This window comes from Pseudomonas sp. S3_A03, assembly GCF_054668275.1.
Window position 1 is genome coordinate 1628848 of record NZ_CP162753.1, and the last position, 16548, is coordinate 1645395.

The 16548-nt window shown below is 62.8% G+C and carries 15 protein-coding genes; 8 read left to right on the forward strand and 7 right to left on the reverse strand.

The features are described from left to right. The first annotated feature begins 11 nt into the window (after positions 1–11). The 6 genes from AB4O25_RS07245 to tal all read left to right on the forward strand — a co-directional run bounded on the left by AB4O25_RS07245 (position 12) and on the right by tal (position 6134). Positions 12–944: a sugar ABC transporter substrate-binding protein gene (locus AB4O25_RS07245; RefSeq protein ID WP_065878697.1), complete on the forward strand. Its 933-nt coding sequence runs from the start codon at positions 12–14 to the stop codon at positions 942–944. Between the two features lie 15 nt (positions 945–959). Beyond that, positions 960–2468 carry a sugar ABC transporter ATP-binding protein gene (locus AB4O25_RS07250; protein ID WP_460150706.1) on the forward strand — a complete coding sequence of 503 codons (1509 nt, stop codon included), beginning with the start codon at positions 960–962 and terminating at the stop codon, positions 2466–2468. Positions 2469–2614: 146 nt separating this feature from the next. Further along, a complete protein-coding gene (locus AB4O25_RS07255; protein ID WP_068935775.1) occupies positions 2615–3379 on the forward strand; it encodes an SDR family oxidoreductase in 765 nt (254 codons plus the stop codon). Between the two features lie 9 nt (positions 3380–3388). Then, entirely contained in the window at positions 3389–4189 is an 801-nt protein-coding gene (locus tag AB4O25_RS07260; protein ID WP_017527258.1) for an SDR family oxidoreductase, read from the forward strand. Positions 4190–4234: 45 nt separating this feature from the next. After that, entirely contained in the window at positions 4235–5188 is a 954-nt protein-coding gene (locus AB4O25_RS07265; RefSeq protein WP_017527257.1) for a sugar-binding transcriptional regulator, read from the forward strand. Positions 5189–5210: 22 nt separating this feature from the next. Beyond that, positions 5211–6134 carry a transaldolase gene (tal, locus tag AB4O25_RS07270; RefSeq protein WP_017527256.1) on the forward strand — a complete coding sequence of 308 codons (924 nt, stop codon included), beginning with the start codon at positions 5211–5213 and terminating at the stop codon, positions 6132–6134. On the opposite strand, the gene AB4O25_RS07275 is transcribed toward tal, so the two are convergent. From AB4O25_RS07275 to AB4O25_RS07285, 3 genes are all read right to left on the reverse strand, one after another. Continuing rightward, positions 6131–7105 (reverse strand): hypothetical protein, encoded by a 975-nt coding sequence (locus tag AB4O25_RS07275; RefSeq protein WP_460150707.1) that lies wholly within the window; start codon positions 7103–7105, stop codon positions 6131–6133. The two genes, tal and AB4O25_RS07275, sit on opposite strands and share 4 nt — an antisense overlap. A 70-nt stretch (positions 7106–7175) precedes the next feature. Next, the gene (locus tag AB4O25_RS07280; RefSeq protein ID WP_017527254.1) at positions 7176–8360 is read right to left on the reverse strand and encodes a sugar transporter; all 1185 of its coding nucleotides are present in this window, start codon (positions 8358–8360) and stop codon (positions 7176–7178) included. An 87-nt stretch (positions 8361–8447) separates the two neighbouring features. Next, entirely contained in the window at positions 8448–9470 is a 1023-nt protein-coding gene (locus AB4O25_RS07285; protein WP_460150950.1) for a bile acid:sodium symporter family protein, read from the reverse strand. Positions 9471–9530: 60 nt separating this feature from the next. Between AB4O25_RS07285 and AB4O25_RS07290 the strand changes: the two genes are divergently transcribed. Beyond that, positions 9531–10319 (forward strand): AraC family transcriptional regulator, encoded by a 789-nt coding sequence (locus AB4O25_RS07290; protein WP_017527252.1) that lies wholly within the window; start codon positions 9531–9533, stop codon positions 10317–10319. Between the two features lie 186 nt (positions 10320–10505). After that, positions 10506–10937 (forward strand): hypothetical protein, encoded by a 432-nt coding sequence (locus AB4O25_RS07295; RefSeq protein ID WP_065878691.1) that lies wholly within the window; start codon positions 10506–10508, stop codon positions 10935–10937. A gap of 51 nt (positions 10938–10988) precedes the next feature. Here AB4O25_RS07295 and AB4O25_RS07300 read toward each other — a convergent pair whose 3' ends face one another. The 4 genes from AB4O25_RS07300 to AB4O25_RS07315 all read right to left on the reverse strand — a co-directional run bounded on the left by AB4O25_RS07300 (position 10989) and on the right by AB4O25_RS07315 (position 15782). Further along, a complete protein-coding gene (locus AB4O25_RS07300) occupies positions 10989–12236 on the reverse strand; it encodes a zinc-dependent alcohol dehydrogenase (protein WP_017527250.1) in 1248 nt (415 codons plus the stop codon). Positions 12237–12321: 85 nt separating this feature from the next. Beyond that, the gene (locus tag AB4O25_RS07305; RefSeq protein WP_068935779.1) at positions 12322–13440 is read right to left on the reverse strand and encodes a carboxylate-amine ligase; all 1119 of its coding nucleotides are present in this window, start codon (positions 13438–13440) and stop codon (positions 12322–12324) included. Positions 13441–13446: 6 nt separating this feature from the next. Beyond that, positions 13447–14391, reverse strand: a complete 945-nt coding sequence (locus tag AB4O25_RS07310; RefSeq protein ID WP_017527248.1) for a methyltransferase — start codon at positions 14389–14391, stop codon at positions 13447–13449. 11 nt (positions 14392–14402) lie between these two features. Beyond that, entirely contained in the window at positions 14403–15782 is a 1380-nt protein-coding gene (locus AB4O25_RS07315) for an iron-containing redox enzyme family protein (RefSeq protein WP_017527247.1), read from the reverse strand. Between the last annotated feature and the right edge of the window lie 766 nt (positions 15783–16548).

Sequence of the window (16548 nt, forward strand, 5' to 3'; positions counted from 1 at the left end):
GAGTCACCGACATGTTCAGCCCCAAAAAATTGCTGTTGGCCACCGCCTTGGCAGCCGCCACCCTCACCGCCGCAGGCACCACCTGGGCCAAGGACCTGACCATCGGCCTGGCCGTGGCCAACCTGCAGGCCGACTTCTTCAACCAGATCAAGCAATCGGTGGAAGCCGAGGGCAAGGCCAAGGGAATCAAGGTGATCACCGTGGACGCCCAGGGCAACTCGTCCACCCAGGTCAGCCAGATTGAAGACCTGATCACCCGCCAGATCGACGTGCTGATCTACATCCCGGCCGGCGCCACCGCCGCCGGTGTGCCGGTCAAGGCCGCAAAAGCCGCCGGTATCCCGGTGATCGCCGTAGACCGCAACGCCCCCGACGCACCGGGCGATACCTTTATCGCCAGCGACAGCGTGGCCGGCGCCAAGACCCTGGCCGAGTACGTGGGCAAGGTTACCGAAGGCAAGGGCCGCATCGCGATCCTGCAAGGCCAGATCGGCACCACCCCCGAGAACGATCGTGCCAAGGGTTTTGCCGAGGGCCTCAAAGCCTTCCCCGGCCTCAATGTCGTGGCCCAGCAACCCGCCGAATGGGCGCAGGATAAAGGCTTCGCCGTGGCCCAGGACCTGCTCCAGCGTGACCCCAACATCACCGTATTCTTCGGCCGCGCCGACGCCATGGCGCTGGGCGCCGCGCAAGCGGTGAAGGTCGGTAATCTCGATCACAAGGTGGTAATCGTCGGCTTCGACGGCGACGTCGCCGGGCTCAAGGCCGTGGAAAGCGGCGTGCTCAATGCGACCATGACCCAGCAGACCCAGAAAATGGGCCGTCTGGCGGTGGCGTCGGCGATCGATCTGAAAGCCGGCAAAACCCTGCCCAAAGAGCAACTGCTGCCCACCGTGCTGACCACCAAAGAAAACGTCGCGCCGTTCCTGCAACAGCACCCGTAACCCTGGGAGGTCGTCATGCACGCAGCAGCTCTGGACACAGCCGCCGACGCGGTGCTGTGCCTGCACAACATCAGCAAGGCCTATGGCCCGGTGCAGGTGTTGTCGCAAGTGAATGTGGATATTCGCCCCGGTGAAGTCCTGGCCTTGCTCGGCGAGAATGGCGCGGGCAAATCGACCTTGTCCTCGATCATTGCCGGGCTGGTGCAGCCGGAGGCCGGGGGCAGCATGACCTGGCTTGGCGCGCCCTACGCGCCCGCCTCGCCGGGTGCGGCGTTGGGCGCCGGTATCGGCCTGATCCACCAGGAGATCCGCCTGCTGCCGCAATTGTCGATCGCCGAGAACATCTTCGTCGGTCGCCTGCCCATGCGTCACGGGCGGGTGGACCGTGCCTACATCGAGGCCCAGGCGCAGATCCAGCTGGAGCGCCTGGGCCTCAAGGTACCGGCGTCGCGCAAGGTCGAAGGGCTGAGCGTGGCGGCCCAGCAACTGGTGGAAATCGCCAAGGCGCTGACCCTCAAGGCACGCCTGTTGATCCTGGATGAACCCACCGCCGCGTTGGGCGGCGAGGAAACCGAGCTGCTGTTCCAGCAAGTGGAGCGGCTCAAGGCCCAGGGCGTGTCATTTATCTATATCAGCCATCGCCTGGAAGAAATCGCGCGCATTGCCGACCGTGTATTGGTGCTGCGCGACGGCCGTCAGATCGCCTTGCATGCCACTGCGCAAGTGCCGGTGCGGGAACTGGTGGAACAGATGGTCGGGCGCAGCCTGGAGCGGATTTTCCCCGCCCTGCAACCCCCGCAGGACAAGGTGATGTTGCAGGTCAAGGATGTGAGTTGCCGCGAGTTTGCCCTGCACGGCATCGACTTCAGTGTGCGTGCTGGCGAGGTGTTCGGCATTGCCGGCGTGGTCGGCGCCGGGCGGACCGAACTGGTGCGCACCCTGGCCGGTGCGGCCCAGGACATCCAGGGGCATCTGTTGCTGGATGGCGAAGTGCGCCAGTTGCGTTCGCCGTTCGAGGCGATCCAGGCCGGTGTGGTGTTGGTGCCCGAAGACCGCAAGCAGCAAGGCGTGGTGGTGGAGCATCGCATCGAAGACAACCTGATCTACGGCAACACCGACCTGCTGGATAAGCGCGGCTGGGTGTTCCCTGCCCCGCTGCGTGAATTCGCGCGCGCGGCGGTGGCTCGCCTGGGTGTGAAAGGTGCGCCGCAGTCGCGTATTTCCAGTTTGTCCGGGGGTAACCAGCAAAAGGTGATCATTGCCAAGTGGCTGGCGCGTAATCCCAAGGTGTTCATCCTCGACGAGCCGACACGCGGCATCGACGTGGGCGCGCGGGCGGCGATTTATGAAGTCATCGCCGACCTCGCGGCCAAGGGCATGGCGGTGATTGTGGTGAGTTCGGACCTGGATGAGGTGCTCGGGCTGTCCCATCGGGTAATGGTGATGAGCCGGGGGCGGCAGATGGGGATTCTGGAACGGGGCGAGGCGACACCGGTTTCCGTAATGGAAATGGCCACTGCCTGACCAAAGATCACCGCTATCCGATGTGGGAGGGGGCTTGCTTCCCGATAGCGGTGGATCAGCCAGCTGATTTATCAACTGACAGATTGCCATCGGGAGCAAGCCCCCTCCACAGGGATCTGCTGTGAATTCAAGAATGGAGTAATTGCATGCAGCTTTTCAGTCTTCAGGGCCAAGTCGCCTTTGTTACCGGTGCCGGCAGCGGCATCGGCCAGGCCATCGCCGTCGGCCTCGCGCAAGCCGGCGCCGATGTGGCCTGCTTTGATCTAGCCGGCAGCCCCGGCATCGCCAGCACCGTCGAGCGTATCCAGGCCCTGGGCCGTCGCGCCCTGGCCTTGAGCGGCACGGTCACCGAGCGCGCCGCGCTGGATGCCGCCGTGGCACGCACCGAACGCGAACTGGGCGAACTCAGCGTCGCGGTCAACTGCGCCGGCATCGCCAACGCCCAGGCCGCCGAGGACCTGGAGCTGCAACGCTGGCAAACCATGCTGGACATCAACCTCACCGGCATCTTCCTCAGTTGCCAGGCCCAGGCCGCCGTGATGTTGCCGCGTGGCAAAGGCGCCATCGTCAACATCGCGTCCATGTCCGGCAGCATCGTCAACCGTGGCCTGTTGCAAGCGCACTACAACACCTCCAAGGCCGGGGTGATCCACCTGAGCAAGAGCCTGGCGATGGAATGGGCCGACAAGGGCCTGCGCGTCAATTGCATCAGCCCCGGCTACACCGCGACGCCGATGAATTCGCGCCCGGAAGTCGCCGACCAGGTGAAGATCTTTGAACAGACCACGCCCATGGGCCGCATGGCCGGCGTGGAAGAAATGGTCGGCCCGGCGATCTTTCTGGTCAGCCAGGCCTCGTCGTTCTGTACCGGTGTCGACCTGTTGGTCGATGGCGGTTTTGTGTGCTGGTAGGAGCCTGTCATGTCGCAACGATTCAGCGGTAAAACCATCGTTATCACCGGCGCCTGCCGAGGCATCGGCGCCGGCATCGCCGAGCGCTTCGCCAGTGAAGGCGCCCACCTGGTGCTGGCCTCCAACGACCTGGAGCGCGTAACCTTCACCGCCGACCAGTTGGCCCGTGAATATGGCGTGAGCACACTCGCCCTCGGCATCGACGTGACCAACGAAAGCGATATCGAACGCCTCTACCGCGAAGGCCACGCGCGGTTTGGCAGTATCGACGTGTCGGTGCAGAACGCCGGCATCATCACCATCGACCACTACGACACCATGCCCCGCGCCGACTTCGACAAGGTGCTGCAGGTGAACACCACCGGCGTGTGGCTGGGTTGCCGGGAGGCGGCCAAGTACATGGTCAAGCAAGGCAGCGGACGCCTGATCAACACCTCGTCCGGCCAGGGCCGCCAGGGCTTCATTTACACGCCGCACTACGCCGCGAGCAAGATGGGCGTGATCGGCATCACCCAGAGCCTGGCCCTGGAGCTGGCGCGGCATAACATCACGGTGAATGCGTTCTGCCCCGGCATCATCGAAAGCGAGATGTGGGACTACAACGACCGCGTATGGGGCGAGATCCTCAGCACCGACGAAAAACGCTACGCCAAGGGTGAGTTGATGGCCGAATGGGTCAAGAACATCCCCCTGCGCCGCGCCGGCAAGCCCTCGGATGTCGCCGGGCTGGTGGCGTTCCTGGCGTCGGACGACGCAGCCTACCTGACCGGCCAGGCGATCAATATTGATGGCGGCCTGATCATGTCGTGAGGGTTTGGTATCCTCACGGCCATTGAGTCAACCACTGAGGCTTTCATGAGCCAGATCGAAGAACAGCGCCTGATCACCAAGATTGCGAGCCTCTATTACGAAGAAGGGCTCAAGCAGTCCGAAATTTCCACGCAACTGGACCTGTCCCAGTCCTTTATCAGCCGCGCCCTGCGCCGGGCGTTGCAGGAAGGCGTGGTGAAGATCAGCGTGATGCGCTTGCAAGGCCTGCATCTGGAGTTGGAGAACCAATTGCAACGCCGTTACGGCGTGCGCCGGGTGATCGTGGTGGAAGCCACCGAGCCCGGCAATGATGAAAGCATCAAGCAAGCCATCGGCTCAGCCGCCGCGCACTATCTTGAAACCAGCCTGTCGCCCCAGGACCGCATCGGCATTTCGTCGTGGAGCAGCACCATTCGCGCGATGGTCGGCCACCTGCATGCACAACCGGGCAAGCAAGGCGCCGAGGAAGTCGTGCAACTGCTCGGCGGCGTCGGCAACAAAGGCGCGTTCGAGGCCACCCTGCTCACCCAGCGCCTGGCCACCCTGCTCAATTGCCCGGCGTATTTACTGCCGTCGCAAAGTATCGAGCAATCGGTGCAGAGCAAGCAGCGCATCGTGCAGATGGAAGAGGTCAAGGAGGTGCTGCAACGCTTTGACAGCATCACCCTGGCGATTGTCGGCATCGGCGACCTGGAGCCCTCGCAACTGCTGCGCAACAGCGGCAATTACTACACTGAAGACATGCTGCGCCTGCTGGCCGAGCGCGGCGCGGTGGGCGATATCTGCCTGCGCTACTTCGACGCCCAGGGCAAGCCGGTGCTGGAGGAAGATGAAGAGTTCGTGGTGTCGGTGGCGCTGCCCAAGTTGCGCAACATCCACCGCGTGCTCGGCCTGGCCGGCGGGCTGAACAAGGTCCAGGCGATTCGTGGCGCGCTCACCGGCGGCTACCTCGACATCCTGGTCACCGACCTCGACACCGCCCAGGCCCTCAACCGCTAACCTTATTTGGAGACCGCCGCTCATGACGTCCAAACTCGAACAACTCAAGCAATTCACTACCGTGGTCTGCGACACCGGCGACCTGCAAGCCATCAGCCGCCTGCGCCCGGTGGACGCCACCACCAACCCTTCGCTGCTGCTCAAGGCCGCCGCCATCCCGGCATACGCCGAGTTGCTGCGCAATGCTGTCAGCGCGTCCAAGGGCGATGTCGACCTGGCCTGCGATCGTTTTGCGGTGGCGGTGGGCTGCGGCATCCTCAAGGTGATTCCGGGGCGTATCTCCACCGAAGTCGACGCGCGCCTGTCCTTCGATGAAGACGCGTTATGGGCCAAGGCCAACCAATTGATCGCCTTGTACGACCAGGCCGGTGTCAGCCGCGACCGCGTGCTGATCAAACTGGCCTCCACCTGGGAAGGTATCCGCACCGCCGAACGCCTGGAAAAAGCCGGCATCCAGACCAACCTGACCCTGCTGTTCTCCTTCGCCCAGGCCCAGGCCTGCGCCGATGCGGGGGTATTTTTGATCTCGCCGTTCGTGGGTCGCATCTACGACTGGTACCGCAAGCACACCGGCCTGGACTACACCGGCGCCGAAGACCCGGGCGTACAGTCGGTGACGCGCATCTACAACTACTACAAGGCCAACGCCATCCCGACCGTGGTCATGGGCGCAAGCTTTCGCACCCTCAGCCAGATCGAAGAACTGGCCGGTTGCGACCGCCTGACCATCAGCCCGGACCTGCTGCAAACGCTCGCTGACGACCATGGCCCGCTGGCGCGCAAACTGGTGCCGGGCACCGAGGGCGAGGCCCGTCAACCGCTGAGCGAAGCGCAGTTCCGCTGGGCCTCGAATGAAGACGCGATGGCCACCGAGAAACTGGCGGAAGGGATTCGCCAGTTTGCGCGGGACCAGGAGAAATTGGAGAAGGTGTTGGCTGGGCGTTAAGAAGCCGTTACCGAAGTGGGTTCGCCCACTTCTACAATCGCTTCCCCCTGCGCGACGTAGCAGAAGCCCGCAGCCTCCCAGTCGCGCCAGTCGGGTATCACCCCGGGGAGCCAGCATGAGTGAATGGGTTTAAGAGGGACCACTCGCCTGCCCTTTTTACCTCCAAGCTCGTACTTGAATTCTATATACCAACAAGCCTCCACTTTCCCGTCCTGCTCGACCGCCAGCGGGAGGTAAACCCGATCGGGGCATTGCTTGAGAGGCTCAAGCTGCCAGTCGGGCAGCATTTTTGCCCGGATATCGGCAAGCCGCTGGGTTTGCAGCGCAAGCAATACGTCGGGAAGCTGATCAAAACTGCACGAGCGAACACCTGCACCCTCTCCAACAAACGTGGAAAACCCCACCGACTCATGCGTGCCCGCGAGCGCGTCCATTTCACGACCGGTTCGGACGTGAAAAACCACCGCGCCCAAATCGAGCTTACCGTCCTTGATCACCGCGTCATCGGCCATATGGGCGAGGACGTAGAAGTGTGCTGGAAACACGGTCTGCTTGAGGTTTTTGTCCTCGATACAGTTCCAGCGACTGGTTTTCTTGATCCGCCAGCTGTTTGGCGACGCCGTGCTTTTAATCTCCAGCGTAACGCCCCATGTCAGTTGCAGATCAAACACATCGCCATGGGGCTGCTGCCGGTAGAATCGCTCGATACTCTTGGTCAAATCACCGGGGCCAGGCGTTTCGGTAGTGAGTGACCTTACCGTGTCCCCAACGATTGCGTCGTTGTGGGCGATCAGGTGGCGGGCCACTAGGTATTCGATCAAAACACCTCGTAGAACAGGGACCTCCATGTTGGAAAAGGCCCACGTCCAAAAATCCTTTGCCGTATAGGCAGTCCCTACATCCGCAAACGAAAAGCGGGTCTGCGCCTCAAGAAAACGCTTAAGTTCCTGTTCCTGCATATCCATATCCACCACGCTCTCTCTAAAAATCCATGACTCGCTTTCGCATCCTATTGTCGGGGCCTATCCGCGAGTGCCGCACTCAAGCAGCGGCCACCCCCGTCCCAAACCGGCGAATCGCCAGGCAATACCCACCTAACGCCACCGCCGCCAGCAGCCCACCCGCCGCGCCGATCCAGGCGAAGCCGAAGTGGCTGCCGACCCAGCTGCCCATCAGGGCGCCGCCGCCGATGCCGATGTTGTAGATGCCGGAGAACATTGCCATGGCTACGTCGGTGGCGTCCGGTGCCAGCACCAGCACTTTGGACTGCATGGCCAGGCCGAAGCCCATGATCGCCATGCCCCAGAACATGCTCAGGATCACCAGGTAGGATTCGGCGCCGCTCAAGGGCAGCAACAGCGCCAGGCACGCCGCCAGGATAAACACCGCGCCCACCACGAACAGGTGGGGGTTGAAGCGGTGCACCAGGCTGAACAGTAGCGAGCCGATAATGCCCGCGCCGCCAAATACCAACAGGATCAAGGTGACCGCACTGCCCCCCAGGCCAGCGACGCCTTCGACGAAAGGTTCGATGTAGCTGTAGGCGGTGAATTGCGCGGTCACGGTCATCGCGGTGAGCACGTAGAGCGCCACCAGCGCCGGGCGCTTGAACAGCAGCGGCAGGCTGCGCAGCGAGCCGGAGTTCTGGCTCGGCAGTAGCGGCAAGGTGCGCGCCAGCCAGAACACCAGCCCGCCCGCAAACGCGGCGATCACCAGAAAGGTGGTGCGCCAGCCCATGGCCTCGCCCAGCAAGCGGCCGAGGGGAATGCCCAGGACCATCGCCAATGACGTGCCGGTAGCCAGCAGCCCCAGGGCTTGTACCTGTTTGCCCGCCGGCGCCAGGCGCACCGCGAGCGACGCCGTGATCGACCAGAACAGCGCATGGGACAACGCAATGCCGACGCGACTGACCATCAGCAGGCCAAAGCTGGTGGCCACGCTGGAGAGGATATGGCTGGCAATAAACAGGCCGAACAGCACGATCAGCAACTTGCGGCGCTCGACGTTGCGGGTCAGCAACATCACCGGCAGCGAGGTCAGGGACACGATCCAGGCATAAATAGTCAGCATCAGGCCGACGCTGGACACCTGCATGTCGAAGCTGGCGCCGATGGCGCTGAGCAGCCCGACCGGCACGAATTCAGTGGTATTGAAGACGAACGCGGCCAGCGCGAGGGCGATGACCGGTTGCCAATTGGCTTGGGGAGTTGCGGCAGAAATGCTCATTGACGGGCGTCGTACTCAGTTCCTGCGCTGATCAATCCGGCCCAATGCCAGCCCTTGAGCAGCGCAGAAAAATAGTAACACGACGCTTCAAGGATCGACCTGCCCCATCAGCTCCGAAATCGCTTCCGGTCGCTGGGCATACCGCTGCGCCAACGCCGCACAGACCATCAACTGGATCTGGTGAAACAGCATCAACGGCAGGATCAATACGCCCATGGTTGCACCGGCAAACAGCACCTGGGCCATCGGTACGCCGGTGGCGAGACTCTTCTTCGAGCCGCAAAACAGGATGGTGATGCGATCTTCCTGGCTAAAGCCCAAAGCCTTGCCCAGCAAGGCGGACGCCATCAGCACCAGGGCCAGCAACACGCAACAGGCCACCACCAGGCCGCCCAGTTCCCACAGCGGGATCTGGTGCCAGATACCTTCATTGACCGCTTCGCTGAAGGCGCCGTAGACCACCAGCAGGATCGAGCCCTGGTCGACGAATTTGAGCCACGCTTTATTGCGGCCTACCCACTCGCCAATCCAACGACGAGCGATTTGCCCTGCGACAAATGGAAGCAGCAATTGCACGCTGATTTTCACAATGGCATCGAGGGTGTTGCCGCCGTCACCGTGCACATTCAGCAACAGCGTCACCAGCAACGGCGTGAGGAAGATACCAAACAGGCTCGACGCCGCCGCGCTGCAAATCGCCGCCGGGATATTGCCGCGCGCCAGCGAGGTGAAGGCAATCGCCGATTGCACCGTGGCCGGCAAGGCGCAGAGGTAGAGCATGCCCATGTACAGGTCGTTGCCGATCAGCGGCGACAGCACCGGCTTGAGCGCCAGGCCCAACAGCGGGAACAGCACAAAGGTCAGGCTGAACACCAGCAAGTGCAGGCGCCAGTGGCCGGCCCCGGCGACGATGGCCTGGCGTGACAGCTTGGCGCCATGCAGGAAAAACAACAGCGCAATGGCCAGGTTGGTCACCCAGCCGAACGCCACGGCGGTCTGGCCGCTGGCGGGTAGCAGGGAGGCCAGGATCACCGTGGCGATCAGCGTCAGGGTGAAGTTGTCGGGCAGGAAAGGGGGCGAGTCATGAGCGAATCTTCCAGGGGTTGCCAAGAGCGTCACCGCGACTCTAACGTAACCGCTTGTTACCGACTAACGCCAATGAGCCAGTAAATGCCGCCCAAAGGACATGATAAAACCGTGCGCCGCAGCATTCCCGGGCTGTCCAGCCTGCCACGCCCGGTGTATGGGCGTACCGAATCGCTGCCCAACCGCGCGTTGACCCGTCGCCACAGCCATCCGTGGGTGCAATTGTCCTACGCGATTAGCGGGGTGCTGGAGATCCAGACCAGCGCCGGGCGCTTTGTCGCGCCGCCGCAACGCGCGGTATGGATTCCAGCGGGCATGCCGCACCGCGTCTACAGCGCGCCCCATACCGAGATGCGCAGCCTGTATCTGGATTGCAGCGTGACCGCCTGGGCGGTCGAGCAGTGTCATGTGCTGGAGGTGAGCAGCCTGTTGCGCGAGCTGATCCGCAGCTTCAGCGAACTGCCGGTGGAGTATGCCGAGGACGGCCCGGACGGGCGCCTGGCCCAGGTGATCCTCGACCAACTCGCCGCCGCGCCCCAGGTGGACCTGATGCTACCCCTGCCCCACGACGCCCGTTTACGGCAGATCTACCGCAGCCTCAACCTGCGCCCCGAGCAGCAGACCACCTTGGGGCAATGGAGCGAAAAACTGGGGCTCAGCGAAAAGACCCTCAGCCGCTTGTTTTTGAAAGACACCGGCCTGACCTTCCGCGCCTGGCGCCAGCGCTTGCGCCTGCTCAGCGCCCTGCCCGCCCTGGAACAAGGCGAACGGGTGACAGATGTGGCGCTGAACTGTGGATATGAATCGACGTCGGCGTTTATCAATGCATTTCGCCAGCAGTTTGAGGCGACGCCGGGGGAGTTCTTTCGCTGACCTTACAGACGATGACGCCCCCCTGTGGGAGGGGGCTTGCTCCCGATAGCGGTGGGTCAGTTGAAAATAAGCCGACTGACCCACCGCCGGCGTCTCAATGGTTATGCAAATAATCCCCAAACCCGCGCGTGGCTGGTATTGTGCCGCGCTTTGAAAAACTGCGGTAAACCTGCGAGGAAATGGACGTTGAACACTGACGAAAAAATGACCGGGGACCTGTTCGAGGTGGATAAGCGCCTGTCACTCAAGCCCGTGATGGACTTCAACGCCTACCTACGCAGCGCTTTCGGCGACGGCACCTGCACCTGCATCCGCTGCACCGCCGGCGGCGGTGATGAAAGCGGCTATGAGTTCCAGCACACGTTCAACTTCGACGGCAAACCCACCCACCGCCGCTTTGCCTCCACGGCGGGCAGCGATGTGCTGATGGCGTTGAAGAAGGCGTGGTTGTCATACACCAAGGCCGAGCTGCCGCTCAGTGGCGTTCTGGTGCTGGAGACGGTGAAGGAATTCGTCGAGCCGCAACTGCACAAACGCCTGGCGCCGTTGTTTCTGGCCAGCGGGTTGGTCAAGGACGTGGACGGTGAGCTGCGCCTGCAGCCGCAAGCGACGGCCTGACACCAGGCCCCGATGTGGGAGCAGGCCCTCCCACATTCAGAGGTATTTGGCCTAGAAACCGGGTACGCCTTGTACGCGAAGGCCGGGGGTCGGTTCCGGCTCCAGCGGCTCGGTCAGCGGCCGATCCTCCATGCCCGGCACCAGAATCACCTTGCGGCACTGCTCCTCGCCTTTATCAAATACCTCGTAACCCCGTGCCGCCTGTTCCAGAGACAGCCGGTGGGTGACGATAGCCTCCGGGTTCAGCCGCCCCAATTCGATATGCTCCAGCAACTGCGGTAGAAAGCGCTGCACGTGGGTCTGGCCCATCTTGAAGGTCAGGCCTTTGTCGAAGGCGTCGCCAAACATGAACCCGTGGATAAAGCCGGCATACACCCCCGCCACACTGACCACTCCACCCCGGCGCACGGCGGCGATGCACTGGCGCAACGCTTTGCCGCTGCTGCCTTCGATCTTGAGGGTGGTGAGCAGGGTTTCGGTGGTGCTGCCCTTGGCTTCGAAACCCACCGCATCCACCACGCCGTCGACGCCGCGCATGCCTGCGGTCTGGCGGATGATCGTGTCGGCGGGGTCATCGTCGTCTTCGAAGTTGATCGGGATCACGCCGTACATCTGCTGCGCATACGCCAGCCGATACGGGTGATCGTCGACCATGAAGATTTGCTCGGCGCCCAACATTTGCGCGCACGCCGCACTCAGCAACCCGACCGGCCCGGCACCATAGATCGCCACGCTGGAGCCTTGGCCGATGCCGGCGTTGGTCACAGCCTGCCAGGCGGTGGGCAGGATGTCGGAGAGAAACAGTACTTTTTCATCCGCCAGCACGCCGGGCACTTTGAACGGCCCGCTGTTGGCCTTGGGCACCCGCACCAGTTCGGCCTGGCCACCCGGAACGCCGCCATACAGGCGGCTGTAGCCGAACAGCGCGGCGCCCGGTGGGATCGCCTTTTTATTCAGAATCGCACCGCGTCCGTCGTTGGTGGTTTCACAGGCCGCGAATTGTTGCAGTTGGCAAAAGAAACACTCGCCACAGGCAATCACGAACGGGATTACCACGCGGTCACCACGTTGCACCGCCGTCACCCCTGGCCCGGTCTCTTCGACGATGCCCATGAATTCATGGCCGAAGATATCGCCATGCTCCACGGTGGGGATCTTGCCGCGGTACAGGTGCAGGTCCGAACCGCAGATAGCGGTGGCGGTGACCCGCAGAATGATGTCGTCGGGTTGCTCGATGATGGGGTCGGGAACGGTGTCCACCTGCACCTTATGGGCGCCTTGATAGGTCATGGCTCGCATGGGCTGCACTCCGGTTGTTGAGTAGCGTCATTCATTAGGGGCAGCGCTCATGGCGAGTGTTCCGTTGGCGTTCGCGGGCAGCCGATCAAAGGTCGCCACGGCTCTGGGCGAGCAAGCGGTCGACGACCTCTTGTAGGCCGGCATGCGCATCCGCGCCTTTGGCCGAGGCGTCTGCAAAACACCGCAGTTGATCGACCGCGCTGCTGCCCCGACGCAACAGCGCCAGGGCGTGGTCGAACACGGCGGGTTCACCCATGTTGGCGGCGGTCGTTCGAAACCGTCGCGAGGCCCGCTCCAACCATTGCTCGGCAGTGCCGGTGGCGCCCTCGTCGTCCAGCGCGAAGGCGCCCTGCGCGCCATAGCGCTTGGCCTGCCAACGGTTTTCCTGGAGCAGCCAACGCGTCTGCGCGGTAAACGTGGCGCCGGGCCGAGCCATGCCGCAGGCATGGGTGACCATCACACGAAACAGCGTGGCCAGGGTGAGCGCATCCTCCAGCCGGGGGCATGCATCCGTCATGCGCAACTCAAGGGTGGGATAACGCGCCGCCGGGCGAATGCCCCACCAGCCGTTGCCGTCGGCCTTGATCACACCCATGCGCCGCAGCAATCCCAAATACCGCTGGTAGGCCGCCCAGTCCTCGAAATGCTCCGGTACCCCCATGCGCGGCCACTCATCGCAAGCGGCCTGGCGGTAACTCATGAAGCCACTGGGCGCCCCCTCCCAGAACGGCGACGAGCAACTGAGCAACAATAACAACGGCAGCCACGGCGAGACCTCGTTCATCACCGCAATGCGATCGAGCTGCTCCGGCACCTGCACATGCACATGCAAACCGCACAACACGCTGCGGCGCGCCACCTGCTGAACGTCCTCGAACAACTGCTCGAAATGCGCGTGCACCGTGGGCGTCTGCTCGCGCCAGGCGGCCAGCGGATGGCTGCCGGCGCAGACGATGCCCAGGCCGAAGTCGCCGAGCGATTGCGCCAGGTTATGCCGCACGGTCGCCAGGTAATCGGCGGCGTCGCGGCTGGCCTTGAACACCGGCGACGCCACTTCGATCTGCCCCTGGAACATTTCGAAGGCAAACCCCGCGCCTATCGCCCGCTGACAGGCCGTCAACACCGCTGCCGGCGGCTCGCTGAGCATTCGGCGGCTGTGCAGGTCGGTGATGAAGTATTCCTCTTCGATGCCGAAGGTGAGCATGGGCCGTCAACGCAACCGGGTGACGGTGAGCGCGACCACGGCGATCCGTTCGACGCGCTCATAGCCAGGTTTATCGAGTTCTTCGCCGAAGACGTCAGGGTCCAGTTCGCGGTAGGTCCAGCCGTAGGCGTCGCTGGCCAGCAAGGGCCTGACCGCCTCCAGGAACGGATCCTCGCCCGCGACCATCGCCACGCCGGTATACAGCACCAGGCTGCCACCCAGGGCCAGGCGCCCGAGGGATTCACTGACGATGCGCACCGACAGTTGCTCCCCCAATGCACCGCCGCCATGCCGGTAGGCGCGCTGCCGATCGTCGTTCATGTAGGGCGGGTTGGCGACGATCAAGTCGAATGAACCTTGCAGGCTCGCCAGCAGGTCGCTCTGGTACACACTGACGTTGCCCAGGCCGGCCAACTCGGCGTTCACCGCCGTCATACGCAGGGCGCGCGGGTTGATGTCCACCGCCACCACCTGCGCATCAGGCCGTGCATGGGCAATGACCAGCGCGCCCACGCCCGCGCCGCAGCCGATGTCGACCGCGCATTTGAGCGGCTCGAAACGCTGTTGCAGATGGGCTTCGATCACCTGCGCAAAACGATAGCTGTCAGGCCCGAAAAACACCGCGTCCGCTTGAGTGGTGGGGTACGGCGAATGGGCGAACAGCAGGTCCCCAAGGCTCGACCAGCGCACGTTACTGCGCCACAGCGCGTCGTGTTTTTCGATCACATCCGCTTGCTGCAACTCATCGCGAAACGCGGCGGGCAGCAGGTCATTGTCAAACGGCATCGACCAGCCGAACACATCGCGCACGTTCATCGCCAGCGGTGTCCCCAGGCGCCGGTACACCCGCTCGTGGGTCAAAGGGGTGGGGGTGATGAACCGGTAGCCACTTTCTTTCAAGCCCCTGCCCAGGTTCAGTAAGGCGCGGTCGGCGAGTTGTTGTGCGGACATGGGGTCGCTCCTTAGCGTAGACGCGTGCGCAGCTGGATAAAACGGCGGGTGGCGTACAGACCGGCCGGGGTGCAATGACGGCGGGCGGACAGCCACGGGATCAGCGCCTGCAGCTGCTGCTCGTCGGTCAGGTTGTACAGCGCGTTCACCAAGGCCTGGGTGTCCGGGTCGGTGGGGCGCTGTTGCTCGCGGGAAAACGGGCTGCCGCGTCCAGGCCTGGCGGGTGGCACGCGTTGGTCGCTGGCCCACTCCCCGGCAATCCAATCGTGCAGCAGTTGTTTTTCATAGCCGCTGAACACGCCGAACATCGCCGCGCCGGCGCCCTCGATCAACTGCCAGAAACGGCTGTCGGCGGGGTCCTGGTTCAGTCGGATCCAGCCCTTGTCTTGCAGGGCCTGGAGAAACCCTGGGATTTGCCCCGGCGTGGTCAGCCACTGATTGACGGTCTTGCCTTCGAAGCGGCAATAGTCCGAATGCATGTGCTGGCCGAAAGTGCGCTTGCGTTCGAGCATCGCCACCACTTCGTCGTGCAGGTTGAAACGCTCGATCACGGCCGTGGTGCCCGGCCCGAGATCGTTGAGACGGTAGCCCTGGGCCACACGCTGATAGAACTGCGCCCTGCCCTCGCCCAGCGGCAGCAGGTTCAGCACCGACTGCGCCGCCTTGCAGGCGTGGCCGCTGCTGGCATTGTCGATGGTCACGTGAAGCGTGAAGTAATAAGGGTCGATGCCCAACTCACTCAGTTCATACGCGCTGATCAACAGGTGCAGCGGCAGCTGTTCGTAGCCCAGGTTGTAGCCGATCACCTCCGGCAAGAACTCTTCGGCGCACAGGCCCAAGGCCATTTGCAGGGCGCCTTGCACATAGTGCTCATCCTCAAGGCCGGCATCGCTGTCAGCATCGTGTTCGCTGAGCAACTTGCGGTAGATCACCACATGATTCTGCGCGGCCTCACCGTCGCCCAACTCTTCGAGATAGGTGGTGATCAGGCCGTCGAAACGCTGGTCTTGCCAGTGGTGCAGTAAACCGTACAGCCAGGCGCCATCCACCTGTTTGGTCGGGGCCACGCGTTGCAGCACATACAGCGCATGGGCTTTGTTGCGAAAGTAACGACGTGGTCGGCCTTGCTGGCGTTGTTCAAGGTACTCGGCGTAGGCCTGGGCGACGACGGCGCAGCGCTGTTCGACCCAGGCACACAAATGCTGCGGTTCGTCGGGCAGCTCGTTGGCCGCGTGCCGAACCTGCGCCAACTGCGCTTGCAGAAACTCGCGCGCCAGCGCGCCGGCGTCCGGCACTTCGTCATACAGCTGTTGATAGACTCGCTGATACTCACCGTAGCCCGAGTGATGCACAGAGGCCGGCTGGCCCGACAGCGCCGTTAGTAGCGTCATGATGGCAGTTCCCGCAATGTCCTATACAACCCGGCCTTCTTGCATGAAGGCCCCGCAAGAAGCGCTCGCCGTGCGGCGCTTCTATAGGAAAGAGCATGGGCAGGTGGGGAAAATTCAATTGGGTTTGGGAGGGTGGGGATAGGCGGTCAATGGGTGAAGCGCGCAGGGGACTGTTTGCTGTTGCTTTGGCTGTTGCTTTTGATTGTGATCTCAGGCGCCCCGTCAAACACGCTGGCCGTAATTCGACATTGATTTGGGGTAAACCGGCAGGGATGCCGGTTTAGCCGCCCCGCGCCATGAATGGCGCGTGGTGGCGGCCCCTCAAATCAATGTCGGATTACGGGCACACCGAGCCTGGGCGAGGTGCCGAGTGTTGGGGCAAGAGCGTTTTGCTTACTTTTGCGCTTTTCAAAAGTGAGCCGCTGTAAAAGCGGAACCCATATCAGCCGTTACCGCAGCAACGGATATGTACTCGGTCAGATCCAAAAAATAGGCGCCTGACAAGCAGCCATCGGGAGCAAGTGGGTTTGGCTATGTTTTCCTATTCACCAGGCATTGATGTTTCCAAGGACAGCCTTGAAGCTCGAGTTCATCAGGTTGACGTTGGGGTAAATTGCGCTAACGGTAAGCGGGTGGTGAATACGCCTTGACGAGGCCTTAAACGCGTCTGTTTGTCTGTTTGGTTGTCGGTTAACATCGCGCTACGAAATCCATTAATACTCTCAGCGCGCTAGCTCCCAGACAAGCTTTTACGTGACTGCGCCCC